The sequence below is a fragment of the Agrobacterium sp. lyk4-40-TYG-31 genome, assembly GCF_030209855.1.
GTDB lineage: Bacteria > Pseudomonadota > Alphaproteobacteria > Rhizobiales > Rhizobiaceae > Agrobacterium > Agrobacterium vaccinii.
On record NZ_JARVRE010000005.1, the window covers coordinates 68,398 to 82,843 of the forward strand.

The following is a 14,446-nucleotide window of genomic DNA, read 5'->3' on the forward strand; positions in this document are numbered from 1 at the left end:
ATTTGTGACCATACCGCCATTGCCTCTCGCCCTCACCCAGGGCGACCCCGCCGGGATTGGTCCCGACATTACCATTGCCGCCTGGACAAAACGTCACGCGTTGGGGCTAGCACCTTTCCTTTTCATCGGCGATCCCGATGTCATTAAGAGCCGGGCCAATCTTCTCGGCGTCGACATCGAGGTGAAAGTGTGTGAGCCCGAGGAAGCCATCTCGGTGTTCCCCAATGCGCTTCCGGTTCTTGCACTTCCCGTGGGTTTCGAAGTCCTTGCCGGGCAGCCGCATGTCGGTGCTGCTCACGCGACCATCAAAGCTATCGAAACAGCCGTCACGCTGACTATCGAGAAGAGAGTTTCGGCAGTCGTGACCAACCCAATTGCGAAATCCGTTCTCTATGAGGCGGGCTTTGGCTTTCCGGGCCATACTGAATTCTTAGCTGAACTGGCAGCCAAGCTAACAGGGCAGATTACCAAGCCTGTCATGATGATCGCTGGACCAAAGCTGCGGGTCGTGCCTGTCACCATCCACATACCGGTTAAAGACGTGCCGGGTGCACTGAGCGAAGCGCTCATCATCGAGACTTGCCGGGTTGTTGGTGCTGATCTCATCAAGAAGTTCGGCATCGAGGCGCCCCGCCTCGCCGTTGCTGGCCTCAACCCGCATGCGGGGGAAGATGGCGCGATTGGCACCGAAGATCGGGACCTGATCCATCCCGCAACGATCCAGCTGCGAAAAGAGGGGATCGATGCTTTTGGTCCCCTGCCTGCCGATACGATGTTCCATGAAGCGGCCCGCAGGCGCTACGATGTTGCAGTCTGCATGTATCATGATCAGGCTCTGATCCCTGCCAAGGCTCTCGGTTTCGACGATTCCGTCAACGTTACACTCGGCCTGCCCTTCATTCGCACCTCACCGGACCACGGCACTGCCTTCGGCATCGCTGGCCAGGGCATCGCCAATGAATCGAGCTTGGTTGCCGCCCTGAAAATGGCAGCGGAGATCGCAGCACGGCAGGTGACGGTCTAATGGCAGCCATTGATGGTCTTCCGCCGCTGCGCGACGTTATCCAGCGGCACGGGCTCGATGCGAAGAAATCCCTCGGACAGAATTTTCTGCTCGATCTCAATCTCACCCAGAAGATTGCTCGCACCGCAGGTCCCCTCGAAGGTGTGACCGTGTTCGAGGTGGGTCCAGGCCCTGGCGGTCTCACACGTGCCATCCTGTCGCTGGGCGCAAAGAAGGTGATCGCGGTTGAGCGCGACAGCCGCTGCCTCCCCGCCCTTGCCGAAATCGCCGCGCATTATCCAGGGCGTCTCGATGTCATCGAAGGCGATGCCCTGAAGACGAATTTCGAGACGATGGTTCCGGCGGGCGAGCCGGTACGCGTCATTGCCAACCTGCCTTATAATGTCGGTACGCAATTGCTCGTGAACTGGTTGCTGCCCAAAGCGTGGCCGCCGTTCTGGCTTTCACTCACGCTGATGTTCCAGAAGGAAGTCGGCCAGCGTATCGTGGCTGAAGAAGGCGACAACCATTACGGTCGCCTCGGCGTGCTCGCAGGGTGGCGCACAGTGCCGGAAATGGCTTTCGACGTCCCGCCACAAGCCTTCAGCCCCCCGCCAAAGGTCACCTCGACCGTTGTTCACCTCCTGCCCCGTGAAAAGCCTTTTCCATGCGACGTCGCGAACCTCGAAAAGGTTACGGAAGCCGCTTTCGGCCAACGCCGCAAGATGTTGCGCCAGAGCGTGAAAAGCATTGGCGGCGAAGCCTTGCTTGAAAAAGCGGGTATCGATCCCACGCGGCGTGCTGAGACATTGTCGGTGGAAGAGTTTGTTCGATTGGCGAACATGCTTGACGTCAGGGATTAAACCCAGTTTTCGACCCGTAGGCCGGGCATTCGGACAAATTCCCGCATATTGTTGGTGACAACGATCAGACCCTCTGCGCGTGCGTGTCCACCGATCTGCATGTCGTGAACGCCACAAGGTGTTCCTGCGCGCGACAATTCAGCCCGGATTTGTCCGTAGTGGGCAGCCGCTTTATCGCCGAAGGGGAGTACGTCCAGCCTCGATACGAAATTATCGATAGCGGCAAGGTTTTCACTGCGGCGCGCCGATTTTTCAGCGCCGAAACAAAGCTCACCCAGCGTAATACTCGAAATGCAAAGCTGCTCTGCGGTCGCATTGAATCTATCCCTGAGTTCGGGAGGATAGGTCTTCATCACGTAGATGCAGATATTGGTATCGAGCATATAGGAAAGCATCAAAAAGACTCGCGCTCATCAAGAAGCGGCATTTCACGTTCCATCATAAAATCGTCGCTGGTGCGGGGGCCAGACGCGAAGAGATCGTCCCAGCGGCGCCCGTGGGGAACAATAACTCGACTTCGTCCAATTTTCAGTATGTCGACCTGATGAACGTCGTCGGGAAATGCAACTGCCTTTGGCAACCGTACGGCCTGACTTTTATTACTGAGGAATACCGTGGACGTGGTCATAGCGCTGCTCCGTATATCCAATCCGCATATACGTAACGCTTTTGCACTTCTGATTCAAGGCGGCGTACCGCCTACCCCTCACCGACCGGGCAGTGTCGGCACTTCCGCAAGCAGCTCTCGGACGAAGTCGAACATGCCGTGACGGCGGTCGCGGCGGACGCGTTCGGCTTTGACGATGGCTTCGATTGCTTCGAATGCTGCCTGCAAATCGTCATTGAGGATGACGTAGTCGTAGTCGCGCCAATGTTCGATTTCGGATCGGGAATTGGCAAGGCGAGTCTGAATGACCTCTTCGGTGTCTTCGGCACGGCGATGCAGACGAGATTGCAGCTCGGTCATTGTCGGTGGCAGAATGAAGATCGAGACGACGTCCGCCTTCATCTTGTCCTGAAGCTGCTCGGCACCCTGCCAGTCGATATCGAACAGCATGTCCTTGCCTTCTTCCATGGCTGCCTCGACAGGCTCACGCGGCGTACCGTAGAAGTTTCCATGAACCTCGGCCCATTCCAGCAGCTCTTCGCCTTCACGCATGCGTTCGAAATCACGATTGGAGATGAAGTGGTAGTGGATGCCGTCGATCTCGCTCTGGCGGCGCGCCCGGGTGGTGACGCTGACGGACAGGCTGATGTTCTTGTCCTTCTCCAGCAGGTTGCGGGCAATGGTCGACTTGCCGGCACCCGATGGCGACGAAATGACCAGCATCAAGCCTCTGCGGGCAATATGGACGGGAGGAATGCTGGCGGACGCCATGGGGTCTACTCCAGATTTTGGACCTGTTCGCGGAATTGATCGATCACCACTTTCAATTCTATACCAGCAGCGGTTACAGCACTGGCGTTGGATTTGGAACAGATTGTATTCGACTCCCGGTTAAATTCCTGTGCAAGAAAGTCGAGCTTGCGGCCCACCGGCACACCGCTGCTCAAAAGCTCCCTGGCGGCGGCGACATGCCCGTTCAGACGGTCGATCTCTTCACGTAGATCGGCCTTTGTGGCCAGCAATGCCGCTTCGGCGTGGAGGCGATCGCGATCAAGTCCGCTGCTGCCATCGGCAACGAGGGCGATCTGCGCTGCGAGACGCGCACGGATCTGCTCGGGCTGGCGTGATGGGTCTGCTTCGATGCCTTTCGTCAACTGTTCGATCCTGTCGATCTGGCTGGAAAGCACGCCGAACAGAGCCCCACCCTCCCGCTCGCGCATCGCCTTCAATGCCTCGATGGCAGCGGTGAAGCCGTTGATGACATCTCTGTTGCGCGCCTCCTGCGCATCCGCGCTTTCCTCCGGTTCGCGAAACTCCACCAGCCCCCTGACGGACAGTAAAGTATCGAAGCTGAGTGGTGCATCGCTGACGGCATCGCTCAGGTCTCGCTTGAGCGCTAGCACGGCATCCAGTGCATCGCGGTTGACCACGGCTTCCATCTTCACTTCGGATGCAGAAACGCTCAACCCCGCCTGAATATTGCCGCGCGACAGACTTTTGGTCGCGATGTCCCGCAGCTCGGTTTCCAGCCCTTCCAGTCCCGCTGGCAGACGCAGGCGCAGATCCAGCCCCTTGCCGTTGACGGAGCGCAGCTCCCAAGCCCAGCGATAGCGCCCGCATGATCCTTCGCTACGGGCAAAACCCGTCATGGATTGCAATGTCATGAAATACCCCAAACCAAAAGCTGCCGCCGGTTGGGGCGACAGCATCATATAAAATCAATTTCGTGTGGAAGGACGCTCGGCTTGAGAGCCATCAGGCTGTCCATCCACCACCGTCTCGGAGGAGCTGGCGGTGCCGCCGGATGCGGCTTTCTCGGCCTCGATCTTGCGCCAGCGGCGAACATTGGCGTTGTGCTCATCCAGCGTTTTGGCGAAGGTGTGCCCGCCCGTGCCATCCGCCACGAAATACAGGTCATCGGTGCGCCAAGGATTGGCCGTTGCCTCAAGGGCTGCCCGACCGGGATTGGCGATAGGGTGCGGCGGCAAGCCGCGGATGATGTAGGTGTTGAACGGCGTCTCTTTCTGTAGATCGGATTGGTAAATCGGCCGGTCGGATGGCTTACCCTCGCCGCCGAACAGACCATAAATGATGGTCGGATCGGATTGCAGGCGCATGTTCTTTTTCATACGGTTGTAGAACACCGATGCCACATGGCCGCGCTCGTCGTCCTTGCCCGTTTCCTTTTCCACGATGGAGGCCAGCGTTACGAACTCTTCGATGCTCTTGATCGGCAAATCGGGATCACGACGCTCCCAGGTTACCTGCACCAGCCGAGATTGCGCGGCGCGCATCTGGTTGACGATTTCTTCCCGCTTGGTGCCGCGTGTGAAGGGGTATGTATCAGGTCGCAATGTGCCTTCCGCAGGCAGCGCCGCTGGCAGATCGCCCTCAAGAATGGTGTCGGAGGCGAGCCGCGCGAACATCTGCTTCACCGTCAGGCCTTCCGGCATGGACACTGAGTAAAGAATAGATTTGCCGGATTCCAGCAGCGCCAGAATGTCCTTCATGGACGTATGGGCTTTGATTTCATATTCGCCAGGCTTGGGTGTCTGGCTTGGCGTCATGTAACGGTCTGCCATCAAACGGAAGACACGAGCGTTGGAAATCGTACCTTCGCGCTCCAGATTGTTGGCGATTTCCGCAAGACCCGCGCCGTTACGAACCGTCACCGTCTTGCTGATTTCCAGCGGACCGGGCTCATGAAACGAATTGATCATGTAATAGAAGGCGGCGACGCCAACGACGCAGACTGCAACCACCAGCGTCATGAGGAAGTTGAGGAAAATAACCACCTGGCTGTGGGCCTTGCGGGAACGCTTGGGTGGAGCCGGAACTCTCTCGGGTCTCAAAGCTTCGGTCGGTGATTTTGGAATGATCGGGCCGCCCTTGCTCTCGCCAGAGCCGTCACGTCCTTGGGGGGCCCGATTGTTCTCTTTCGTATCGCTCACCGGCGGTCCTTTTCAGTTCGGCATCACAGCGGCTTATTTGAGCAGGCAATGCGGCAAAAACAGGTTCGGCAGGCTATTCTGCACTCGGTACACAGGGAAACTTCGGACATATCTTTGTATCAGGATATGCCGGTTTTCCGGTCCTGACTGCACGCACTGGCAGGCAAGACGGTTATCCCGGCAATGGCCGGGATAGAGATGGTTTTCTGCGATTCCCTTGGGAACGGCAAGTGTCGTTCAATTATGCCTCGTAACGGCGAAGAACGAGCGAAGCGTTGGTGCCGCCGAAACCGAAGGAGTTGGACAATGCAACATTCACCGTGCGCTTGCGCGCCTTGTGCGGCACCAGATCGATTTGTGTTTCGACATCGGGATTATCGAGATTAAGCGTCGGCGGAACGATGTTGTCACGAATGGCAAGCACCGCGAAAATAGCCTCGATCGCACCGGCCGCGCCGAGCAGATGGCCCGTCGCAGATTTGGTGGACGACATGGAAACCTTCGACGCCGCATCCCCGACCAAACGCTCGACGGCACCAAGCTCGATGGTGTCAGCCATGGTCGATGTACCATGGGCGTTGATGTAGTCCACATCAGCAGGAGCCAGACCGGCGCGCTTCAGCGCCATAGTCATGCAGCGGAATGCACCGTCGCCATCTTCCGATGGAGCGGTAATGTGGAACGCGTCGCCGGAGAGACCGTAGCCTACAACTTCGGCGTAAATCTTTGCGCCGCGTGCCTTGGCATGTTCCAGTTCTTCCAGAACGACGATACCAGCCCCCTCGCCCATGACGAAACCGTCGCGGTCACGGTCATAGGGGCGAGATGCCTTTTGCGGATCGTCGTTGTGTTGGGTGGAAAGCGCCTTGCAGGCTGCGAAGCCAGCGAGCGAAATGCGGCAGACGGGCGATTCTGCACCGCCAGCGACCATAACGTCCGCATCACCCATCATGATCAGCCGGGCTGCATCGCCAATGGCGTGCGCACCAGTAGAGCACGCCGTGACAACCGAGTGGTTCGGGCCGCGCAATTTGTGGCGAATGGAGACCTGGCCGGACACGAGATTGATGAGACGACCCGGAATGAAGAACGGCGAAACGCGGCGTGGCCCCTTGTCCCGCAGGGTATAACCGGCTTCGACGATGCCATCGAGGCCGCCGATACCCGAGCCGATGAGAACACCGGTCATGATCTGGTCTTCGTCGGTGCTGTCGATGGGATGCCAGTTGGCGTCGTTGAGCGCCATTTCGGCGGCGGCCATGCCGTAAACGATAAAGGGATCGACCTTGCGCTGCTCTTTGGGCTCCATCCAGTCATCGGCGTTGAAAGTTCCGTTGGAACCATCGCCGACGGGAATGCGGCAGGCAATTTTAGCGGGCAGATCGTCGACTTGGAACTCCGTTACAAGACGCGCACCGTTCTGGCCGGCCAGCAGACGCTCCCAGGTAATTTCCGTTCCGCAGCCAAGAGGAGATACCATGCCGGTACCGGTGATAACGACACGTCTCATCGCCAATGCTCCGCCCTTATCCAAACATCGCTTTATGTGTTGTGACACTTACGCGATGCAAAGTGCCACAGAATAAATATTGGCCCGGACTGGCCGGGCCATATCGGGAAGGCTGGCGCCTTCCCTTACACGGATCAAACGATTAGGCCTGAGCCTTTTCGATGAACTTTACAGCGTCGCCGACTGTGAGGATCGAGTCAGCTGCGTCGTCTGGAATTTCAACGCCGAATTCTTCTTCGAACGCCATAACCAGTTCAACGGTGTCGAGCGAGTCAGCGCCCAGATCGTCGATAAAGCTTGCGCCTTCAACGACTTTTTCGGCGTCAACGCCAAGATGGTCAACTACAATTTTCTTTACGCGTTCTGCGATATCGCTCATGTCGGTTTCCTCGACCTTTACTTTGAAAGGAATGCCTCTTCAGACATCCTGCCCTGTTAAAATCCCAAAGCGCCTGTCATTGAGGCACCGTGGGCAAACCCGTTCAACCCGGTTCAAGCTAAACATCGTCGCATAAAATCGCAACGGTCGCTTTTCGTTCCGGAACGACTGTTCACAGTCTTCGCCCGCTTAACACGGTTTCCTGCGGGAAAAAAGCCTTAAAATAGTGCTAACCATCTTGCTCTACAGGCAATTTTTCCAGCAAGTCGCCTTGCGGAGCGAATATTAAATCATCGCCATGCCGCCATTCACGTGCAAGGTCTGACCTGTCATGTAGCTCGCTTCGTTGGAAGCAAGGTAGAGAACGGCAGATGCGATTTCCGCACCGGTGCCCATGCGCTTCATGGGAATGGCACCCATGATGGCTTCTTTTTGCTTGTCGTTCAACTTGCCGGTCATTGCGCTTTCGATAAAGCCCGGTGCCACACAGTTGACGGTCACGTTGCGGGTGGCGATTTCCTGCGCCAGCGACTTGGAAAAGCCGATCATGCCAGCCTTGGACGCGCAGTAATTCGCCTGTCCCGGATTGCCCGTCACGCCGACGATGGAGGTGATGTTAATGATGCGGCCAAAGCGGCGGCGCATCATTGGGTGGGTCAACTCGCGCGTCAGGCGGAACATCGACGTCAGATTGACCTCGATCACCTTGTCCCAGTCGTCATCGCTCATGCGAACGAAGAGACCGTCTTTGGTGATCCCGGCATTGTTGACGAGAATGTCTACGCCACCCAGCTCGGCTTCCGTCTTTTCGCCCAGAGCCTTGACCTCGGCGCGGTCGGCAAGGTTGGCAGCAAAAACGTGCGCACGCTCGCCAAGCTCGGCGGCCAGCGCCTCCAGCTTTTCGACGCGTGTGCCGTGCAGGCCAACGGTTGCGCCCCGCGCATGCAAAGTGCGGGCGATTTCTTCGCCGATGCCACCGGTTGCGCCTGTGATGAGAGCCTTGCGGCCTGTCAGATCGAACATAGGATTATCCTTTGATTTCTTTTGAACTCAGCCAAGAAGCGTTTGCAAGGCGGCGTCGATATCGGCAGCCGTATTGACCGAGATACCCGTAACCGTCTTGTCGATACGGCGGGCAAGCCCGGTCAGCACCTTGCCGGAGCCGATTTCATAGAGAGTAGTGACATCGTTGGCTGCAAACCATTCAACGGTTTCGCGCCAGCGCACCTGACCCGTCACCTGCTCCACGAGAAGGCCTGCGATCTCGTCGGCATCAGAAACAGGGGCAGCGCGCACGTTTGCGATGACAGGCACGACCGGGGCGCGCTTCGTCACATTCGCCAGTGCCTCACGCATCGCTTCGGCAGCAGGTGCCATCAGTGCGGAGTGGAAAGGAGCGGACACGGGAAGCATGATGGCGCGCTTGGCGCCTTTTTCCGAGGCAAGGGTTGCGGCCTTTTCAACCGGAGCCTTCGAGCCCGAGATGACCAGCTGTCCACCACCATTGTCATTGGCGATCTGGCAGACGCCGCCGATTGCGGCTTCCCGGCAGATGGCATCGACGTCGCCATGTTCGAGGCCGATAATGGCCGCCATCGCGCCCTCGCCCACCGGCACTGCGGCCTGCATGGCGTTGCCGCGAATGCGCAGCAAGCGTGCGGTATCGGCGAGCGAGAATGTTCCAGCGGCACAGAGCGCGGAATATTCGCCGAGCGAATGACCTGCAACATAGGAAACCTTTTCGGCAAGCTTCAGGCCACGGGCCTCCAGCACGCGCATGACAGCAACGGAGACCGCCATCAGCGCGGGCTGGGCGTTGGCTGTCAGCGTCAAGGTTTCTTCCGGTCCGTTCCAGATGATGTCGGAAAGCTTCTGGCCAAGCGCCTCATCGACCTCTTCGAAGACCGCGCGGGCCTCGGCAAAGTTTTCTGCGAGTTCCTTGCCCATGCCGACAGCCTGGCTGCCCTGACCTGGAAACGTGAATGCAATAGCCATGGGATATGGTCTTTCTTTTTCGGCCCGTTTGCCGGGTCTTGCCTTCAAATCGTGGTTTTCCATTCACATTCCAGCTTCGGAAGTCAAGGCTTTCCGCCTTTTACCCCCGTTTTGGGAGGTTTTTCAGCCGACTCATCCACAGACATCGATGAGAATATTTTTTCTTGCGCTGCGGTAATTCGATACTACGTTCTACCCACCTTCCAAGCGAGCGAGATCTCTCATGAAACAGAATACATTGGGTCGCACGGGTATTTCCGTGTCCGAAATTTGTCTTGGCACGATGACATGGGGTACGCAGAACACCGAAGCTGAAGCCCATGAGCAGATGGATTATGCCGTCGAGCAGGGCGTGAATTTCTTCGATACCGCTGAACTTTATCCCACCACGCCCGTATCTGCCGAAACGCAGGGGCGCACGGAAGAACACATCGGGACATGGTTCCAGAAGACGGGCAAGCGCAAGGACATCGTCCTCGCCACCAAAGTCGCCGGTTCTGGCCGCGATTACATCCGGGGCGGACGCGAGATCGACGCAGCCTCCATCCGCGAGGCCGTAGAAAGCAGCCTGACGCGTCTGAAGACAGACTATATCGACCTCTATCAGGTTCACTGGCCCAACCGCGGCACCTACCATTTTCGAGGTACGTGGGGTTTCGATGCCTCGACGCAGGATACGGCAAAGACGCTTGCCGAAATCACCGAGAAGCTGGAAACGCTTGACGAACTGGTCAAGGCCGGAAAAATCCGTGCCATCGGCCTTTCCAACGAAAGCGCATGGGGTACGCAGAAATACATCGACATCGCCGAAGCTAAAGGCCTGCCGCGTGTGGCATCCATTCAGAATGAATATAACCTGCTCTATCGCCCCTTCGATCTCGATCTGGCCGAAGTCGCGCATCACGAAAATGTCGGCCTGCTCGCCTATTCTCCACTCGCTGGTGGCATTCTGACAGGCAAGTACCAGAACGGTGCCCGCCCGGCGGGCTCGCGCGCGTGCATCAATGAGAACATCGGCGGGCGCTTGCAGCCTTTGCAGGAAGCACCTGTTAAGGCCTACCTTGAGCTCGCCTACGAACACGGTATCGACCCTGCCCAACTGGCCATCGCCTTTACATTGTCCCGCCCCTTCATGGCTGCTTCGATCATCGGTGCCACCACGATGGAGCAGTTGAAAGTCGATATCGCTGCCGCCGACGTCAAGCTCTCCGACGAAGTTCTCAAAGGCATTGCGGATATTCACCGCCAGTACCCGATGCCGATCTAAGGGCAGCCTTCCCCGCTTTTTAGGGCAGCGCGCTTGCATTCTCACGAGAAATCCGTATAAGCGCGCTGTTCACAACACCCGGTCCAATTGGCTGGTGGCTGAACGGAGGGCTGGTTTCGGTGACGAAACAGCAGGACCATAAGGTTTCCGGCCTCCCGTGTCTCCGCTCTCGACCGTCTCGAACAACGCTTTTCTTGCCCTTGGCTTTTGCCAAACAGGAGCAGTCGTTGAGGCTTAGCGCCGTTGCCGGGTGATGAATGAAACGCAAGAAAGGCAAAGCTTAAATGGCTCTTTACGAACACATCTTCCTTGCCCGGCAGGATATCACTGCCCAGCAGGTCGACGCACTTGTCGAGCAGTACAAGGGCGTTATCGAATCGTACGGCGGTAAGGTCGGACGCGTCGAAAACTGGGGCCTCAAGTCCCTCACATACCGCATCAAGAAGAACCGCAAGGCTCATTACGCTCTGATGGATATCGATGCTCCGGCAGTGGCAATCCACGAAATCGAGCGTCAGATGCGCATCAACGAAGACGTTCTTCGTTACATGTCCATCGCTGTTGAAGCCCACGAAGAAGGCCCATCTGCAATGATGCAGAAGCGCGACCGCGACGACCGTCCACGTGGCGACCGTCCTGACCGTGGCCCTCGTGAAGGTGGCTTCGACCGTGGTCCTCGTCCGCCCCGCGAAGGTGGCTTCGGCGATCGTGAAGACCGTCCGCGCCGTCCGCGCGAAGACCGTGCATAAGGAGACTATATAATGGCTGACTCTTCTTCTTCCCAGGCACGCCGCCCGTTCCACCGCCGTCGCAAGACGTGCCCTTTCTCCGGCGCAAACGCACCGAAGATCGACTACAAGGACGTACGTCTTCTGCAGCGCTACATTTCCGAGCGTGGCAAGATCGTTCCTTCCCGTATCACAGCTGTTTCGCAGAAGAAGCAGCGCGAACTCGCTCAGGCGATCAAGCGCGCTCGTTTCCTCGGCCTGCTGCCATACGTTCTGTCTTAATTGACAATGGCGAGGCTGCGCATTTGCGCGGCCTCGTTTCTTCTCGAAGTCGCTCGCTCTTCGTCAGCGGGCCGATAATTCCAAAATCCTTCCGCGTTGGGCGCGGATCGACATGAACTGAAAACCCATGTTGGGGACGTCATTCGAATGAATGGTCCTCTAACTGCTACCGTATCCGGGCAGGACAGCGACGTTGAAACAACTGAACCAGACAGTGCTGATTTCCGGCATCCTCGCCGGTGTATGCGCAGCGTTTCTCACGCTTGGCGCAACGGCGCAGTCGTCCATGTCATTCCTGCTTTATGCCGCCTCCGCGATGCCCATTCTCGTGGCCGGTCTCGGCTGGGGCAATGCTGCGGCCATCGTCGCCGTTCTGTCTGCCGCCTTCCTTGGCGCACTCGCCGTTTCGCCGATCTTTGCCGTGACGATTGCGATTTTTACGCTCGTCCCTGCCGGCTGGCTGTCCCACCTTGCCAATCTGGCACGTCCCGCATCGGAAATCGGCGGCCCTGACGACCTTCTGGCTTGGTATCCGTTGTCGGGCATCGTGCTGCATCTGTGTGGCATCATCACGCTCTCCGTTATCATTCTCGGCACGATGATCGGCTACGGCCCTGATCTCGTTTCTCAGCTGGTGGATGTGATGATGGCCTCGGTGCAGACGCGTGAAGCCGCATTCACGCCGGATGCGACGGCGCTTGCCCAGACGAAATCCCTGCTGGTGCTGATGCTGCCGATGATCCAGGGCGGGCTTTGGGTCATCATGCTGTTTGCAGCCTATTATTTCGCCAGCCGCATGGTTCGCTCCTTCGGCAAGGGCCTGCGCCCGCGCGAAGACATCGCAGCGGCCCTGCGCATGCACCGCAACGCGATCTTCATTTTCCTCGGCGGCATCGTGCTCACCTTTTTCGGCGGCACCGTGGCCATGGTTGGCGCAGTCATCTGCGGCACGTTCGGCGCGGGCTTCCTGATGGCGGGTTATGCCTCTCTGCACCACCGTTCCAAAGGCAAGGACTGGCGCTGGCCGGTTCTGGTCCTGTCCTATATTTCAGCGATCTTCGTCTTTCCGCTGTTCATCATTCTCGTACTGGGTCTCAGCGACGTGCGCAGCACGATCTCTCTTACCCCGGCACGGAAAACCGACAACACCAACGAAACCGAAAACTAGAAAGGATCAAGAAGATGGAAGTCATTCTTCTCGAACGTATCGCCAAGCTTGGCCAGATGGGCGAAACCGTAAAGGTTCGCGATGGCTACGCACGTAACTTCCTGCTGCCGCAGGGCAAGGCGCTCCGCGCCAATGCAAGCAACAAGACCCGTTTCGAGTCCGAGCGCGCAACGCTCGAAGCTCGTAACCTCGAGCGCAAGTCCGAAGCACAGACAGTTGCAGACGCACTTGCTGGCAAGAGCTTCATCGTTGTTCGTTCCGCTGGCGAAACCGGCCAGATGTACGGCTCTGTTGCTGCCCGTGACGTTGTTGAAATCCTCGGCGCTGAAGGCTTCAACATCGGCCGCAACCAGGTCGAACTCAACACGCCGATCAAGACCATCGGTCTGCACAACGTTACGCTTCACCTGCACGCCGAAGTCGAGCTGCAGATTGAATTGAACGTTGCTCGTTCTGCTGAAGAAGCCGAGCGTCAGGCCAAGGGCGAAAGCCTCACATCTGCTGACGCCATCTACGGCGTTGACGAAGACGCGCTTCGCCCAGAAGACTTCTTTGATCCAGATGCTGATCGCGATGGCGACGACGAGTAATATTTGCGGGCTTTAATGGCTCACAGACAGAACCCCGGATGGCGACATCCGGGGTTTTTGTTTGTCGAAAGTCTTGATGCCGACAGGTTCAGCGCGAGACCAGTGGAGCGCGCGACGGCAACGTCATGGCAATGACACCCGCCAGAATGCAGACGAGGCCAATCATCGTACTGGCATGCAGTTGCTCGCCAAGAAAGACGACACCGATTGCCACCCCTACCGGCACGCGCACATAGGCCTGCGCTGTGGTGCCGAGTGAACCGAGCGTCCGTACAAGGCGGAAATAGATGGTGAAAGCGAGCGCAGTCGAGAATATCGAAAGCCCGAGCAGCGCCATGAGAGACCTGCTGGAGGGCGCAAGCTCCCATGGTCTATCGACCACAAGGCTGACAGGGATGAGGATAACCGCACCGCAGATCAGCGAAGCGGCAGCCGGGATCATCGAATCGATGCCCTTGAAGTTCTTTCCGAAAATCGCCGCGCCTGCGTAAAAAGCGGTGGCGACGATGACGGCCATCTGCGCCAGCACGACATCGCCCAAGCCGTTGAGCGCCTGCGCGCCGATCATGACGACAGTGCCTGCCAGTCCGATCATCACGCCGAACAGCTTTCTTCCACTCAGCACTTCGTGGCGGGTAATGATAAGCGTCAGCAGAAATGTGAAAACCGGCGTCAGAGAGTTGAGGATAACCGCGAGCCCTGCGTCGATATAATGTTCCGCCCAGGCAATCAGGGTAAAGGGTAGCACACTGTTCAGAACGGCCTGAATGGCAAACATCTTCCACAGTGCCGGGTCCTTGGGCAGCCGCAAGCCTCGCCAGAATATGATGATGGTCAGAATGGTGCCAGCAATGGCGGTGCGGGCCGCGATCAAGGTCAGCGGCGGGATGGTCTCGATCCCGATCTTGATGAAAGTATAGGAGCTGCCCCAAAGGCACCCCAGCAGTAACAGCAGGGCCAGTTCGGGAAGCAGCTTTTTGTCGCCGGTCATTTCAATTCTCTCCACATGCGAGGCAAGTTTCTCTCTATAGAGTCTCGCAAGAATGAAAAGCTTCGGCATCGACCGAACCATGCACGGCTGACGTTCCCCGTCATGAATGCTA

17 protein-coding genes are annotated in these 14,446 nt (G+C 57.8%); 7 read left to right on the forward strand and 10 right to left on the reverse strand.

Translation table 11 applies throughout. From position 1 onward, the window contains the following. Window positions 1-4: 4 nt before the first annotated feature. The gene (gene pdxA / locus QRN55_RS10605) at window positions 5-1,024 is read left to right on the forward strand and encodes a 4-hydroxythreonine-4-phosphate dehydrogenase PdxA (protein WP_284776679.1); all 1,020 of its coding nucleotides are present in this window, start codon (window positions 5-7) and stop codon (window positions 1,022-1,024) included. After that, window positions 1,024-1,866 (forward strand): 16S rRNA (adenine(1518)-N(6)/adenine(1519)-N(6))-dimethyltransferase RsmA, encoded by an 843-nt coding sequence (gene rsmA, locus QRN55_RS10610; protein ID WP_284776680.1) that lies wholly within the window; start codon window positions 1,024-1,026, stop codon window positions 1,864-1,866. Before pdxA ends, rsmA begins: the two co-directional genes overlap by 1 nt. On the opposite strand, the gene vapC is transcribed toward rsmA, so the two are convergent. From vapC to fabD, 9 genes are all read right to left on the reverse strand, one after another. After that, window positions 1,863-2,261: a type II toxin-antitoxin system tRNA(fMet)-specific endonuclease VapC gene (vapC, locus tag QRN55_RS10615; RefSeq protein ID WP_111839711.1), complete on the reverse strand. Its 399-nt coding sequence runs from the start codon at window positions 2,259-2,261 to the stop codon at window positions 1,863-1,865. The genes rsmA and vapC overlap by 4 nt on opposite strands. Next, a complete protein-coding gene (vapB, locus tag QRN55_RS10620; RefSeq protein ID WP_284776681.1) occupies window positions 2,261-2,494 on the reverse strand; it encodes a type II toxin-antitoxin system VapB family antitoxin in 234 nt (77 codons plus the stop codon). Before vapB ends, vapC begins: the two co-directional genes overlap by 1 nt. A 78-nt stretch (window positions 2,495-2,572) precedes the next feature. Further along, window positions 2,573-3,244: a guanylate kinase gene (gmk, locus tag QRN55_RS10625; protein ID WP_284776682.1), complete on the reverse strand. Its 672-nt coding sequence runs from the start codon at window positions 3,242-3,244 to the stop codon at window positions 2,573-2,575. 5 nt (window positions 3,245-3,249) lie between these two features. Further along, complete coding sequence (locus tag QRN55_RS10630; RefSeq protein ID WP_284776683.1) at window positions 3,250-4,137, reverse strand: YicC/YloC family endoribonuclease; 888 nt, start codon at window positions 4,135-4,137, stop codon at window positions 3,250-3,252. Window positions 4,138-4,191: 54 nt separating this feature from the next. Continuing rightward, window positions 4,192-5,424, reverse strand: a complete 1,233-nt coding sequence (gene mltG / locus QRN55_RS10635) for an endolytic transglycosylase MltG (RefSeq protein WP_284776684.1) — start codon at window positions 5,422-5,424, stop codon at window positions 4,192-4,194. Between the two features lie 241 nt (window positions 5,425-5,665). Further along, the gene (gene fabF / locus QRN55_RS10640) at window positions 5,666-6,934 is read right to left on the reverse strand and encodes a beta-ketoacyl-ACP synthase II (protein ID WP_111839715.1); all 1,269 of its coding nucleotides are present in this window, start codon (window positions 6,932-6,934) and stop codon (window positions 5,666-5,668) included. Between the two features lie 142 nt (window positions 6,935-7,076). Beyond that, window positions 7,077-7,313, reverse strand: a complete 237-nt coding sequence (locus QRN55_RS10645) for an acyl carrier protein (RefSeq protein WP_006727438.1) — start codon at window positions 7,311-7,313, stop codon at window positions 7,077-7,079. Between the two features lie 285 nt (window positions 7,314-7,598). Beyond that, window positions 7,599-8,336 (reverse strand): 3-oxoacyl-[acyl-carrier-protein] reductase, encoded by a 738-nt coding sequence (fabG, locus tag QRN55_RS10650; protein WP_111839716.1) that lies wholly within the window; start codon window positions 8,334-8,336, stop codon window positions 7,599-7,601. 27 nt (window positions 8,337-8,363) lie between these two features. Next, window positions 8,364-9,308 (reverse strand): ACP S-malonyltransferase, encoded by a 945-nt coding sequence (gene fabD, locus QRN55_RS10655; RefSeq protein WP_284776685.1) that lies wholly within the window; start codon window positions 9,306-9,308, stop codon window positions 8,364-8,366. Window positions 9,309-9,531: 223 nt separating this feature from the next. Between fabD and QRN55_RS10660 the strand changes: the two genes are divergently transcribed. The 5 genes from QRN55_RS10660 to rplI all read left to right on the forward strand — a co-directional run bounded on the left by QRN55_RS10660 (window position 9,532) and on the right by rplI (window position 13,343). After that, window positions 9,532-10,575, forward strand: a complete 1,044-nt coding sequence (locus tag QRN55_RS10660; RefSeq protein ID WP_284776686.1) for an aldo/keto reductase — start codon at window positions 9,532-9,534, stop codon at window positions 10,573-10,575. Window positions 10,576-10,859: 284 nt separating this feature from the next. Then, window positions 10,860-11,324 (forward strand): 30S ribosomal protein S6, encoded by a 465-nt coding sequence (rpsF, locus tag QRN55_RS10665; RefSeq protein WP_284776687.1) that lies wholly within the window; start codon window positions 10,860-10,862, stop codon window positions 11,322-11,324. A 12-nt stretch (window positions 11,325-11,336) separates the two neighbouring features. Then, complete coding sequence (gene rpsR, locus QRN55_RS10670) at window positions 11,337-11,585, forward strand: 30S ribosomal protein S18 (protein ID WP_111839719.1); 249 nt, start codon at window positions 11,337-11,339, stop codon at window positions 11,583-11,585. A gap of 193 nt (window positions 11,586-11,778) precedes the next feature. Then, window positions 11,779-12,753, forward strand: a complete 975-nt coding sequence (locus QRN55_RS10675) for a YybS family protein (RefSeq protein ID WP_112499175.1) — start codon at window positions 11,779-11,781, stop codon at window positions 12,751-12,753. Between the two features lie 14 nt (window positions 12,754-12,767). Next, window positions 12,768-13,343 carry a 50S ribosomal protein L9 gene (rplI, locus tag QRN55_RS10680; RefSeq protein ID WP_111839721.1) on the forward strand — a complete coding sequence of 192 codons (576 nt, stop codon included), beginning with the start codon at window positions 12,768-12,770 and terminating at the stop codon, window positions 13,341-13,343. 88 nt (window positions 13,344-13,431) lie between these two features. On the opposite strand, the gene QRN55_RS10685 is transcribed toward rplI, so the two are convergent. Further along, a complete protein-coding gene (locus QRN55_RS10685; protein WP_284776688.1) occupies window positions 13,432-14,334 on the reverse strand; it encodes a DMT family transporter in 903 nt (300 codons plus the stop codon). Window positions 14,335-14,446: the final 112 nt, after the last annotated feature.

Coding starts and splice junctions, on each gene's coding strand:
- rpsR (WP_111839719.1), top strand. CDS start 11,337: ATGGCTGACTCTTCTTCTTCCCAGGCACGCCGCCCGTTCCACCGCCGT.
- fabG (WP_111839716.1), bottom strand. CDS start 8,336: ATGTTCGATCTGACAGGCCGCAAGGCTCTCATCACAGGCGCAACCGGT.
- QRN55_RS10630 (WP_284776683.1), bottom strand. CDS start 4,137: ATGACATTGCAATCCATGACGGGTTTTGCCCGTAGCGAAGGATCATGC.
- rplI (WP_111839721.1), top strand. CDS start 12,768: ATGGAAGTCATTCTTCTCGAACGTATCGCCAAGCTTGGCCAGATGGGC.
- QRN55_RS10685 (WP_284776688.1), bottom strand. CDS start 14,334: ATGACCGGCGACAAAAAGCTGCTTCCCGAACTGGCCCTGCTGTTACTG.
- gmk (WP_284776682.1), bottom strand. CDS start 3,244: ATGGCGTCCGCCAGCATTCCTCCCGTCCATATTGCCCGCAGAGGCTTG.
- rsmA (WP_284776680.1), top strand. CDS start 1,024: ATGGCAGCCATTGATGGTCTTCCGCCGCTGCGCGACGTTATCCAGCGG.
- rpsF (WP_284776687.1), top strand. CDS start 10,860: ATGGCTCTTTACGAACACATCTTCCTTGCCCGGCAGGATATCACTGCC.
- QRN55_RS10645 (WP_006727438.1), bottom strand. CDS start 7,313: ATGAGCGATATCGCAGAACGCGTAAAGAAAATTGTAGTTGACCATCTT.
- fabD (WP_284776685.1), bottom strand. CDS start 9,308: ATGGCTATTGCATTCACGTTTCCAGGTCAGGGCAGCCAGGCTGTCGGC.
- vapC (WP_111839711.1), bottom strand. CDS start 2,261: ATGCTTTCCTATATGCTCGATACCAATATCTGCATCTACGTGATGAAG.
- vapB (WP_284776681.1), bottom strand. CDS start 2,494: ATGACCACGTCCACGGTATTCCTCAGTAATAAAAGTCAGGCCGTACGG.
- fabF (WP_111839715.1), bottom strand. CDS start 6,934: ATGAGACGTGTCGTTATCACCGGTACCGGCATGGTATCTCCTCTTGGC.
- QRN55_RS10660 (WP_284776686.1), top strand. CDS start 9,532: ATGAAACAGAATACATTGGGTCGCACGGGTATTTCCGTGTCCGAAATT.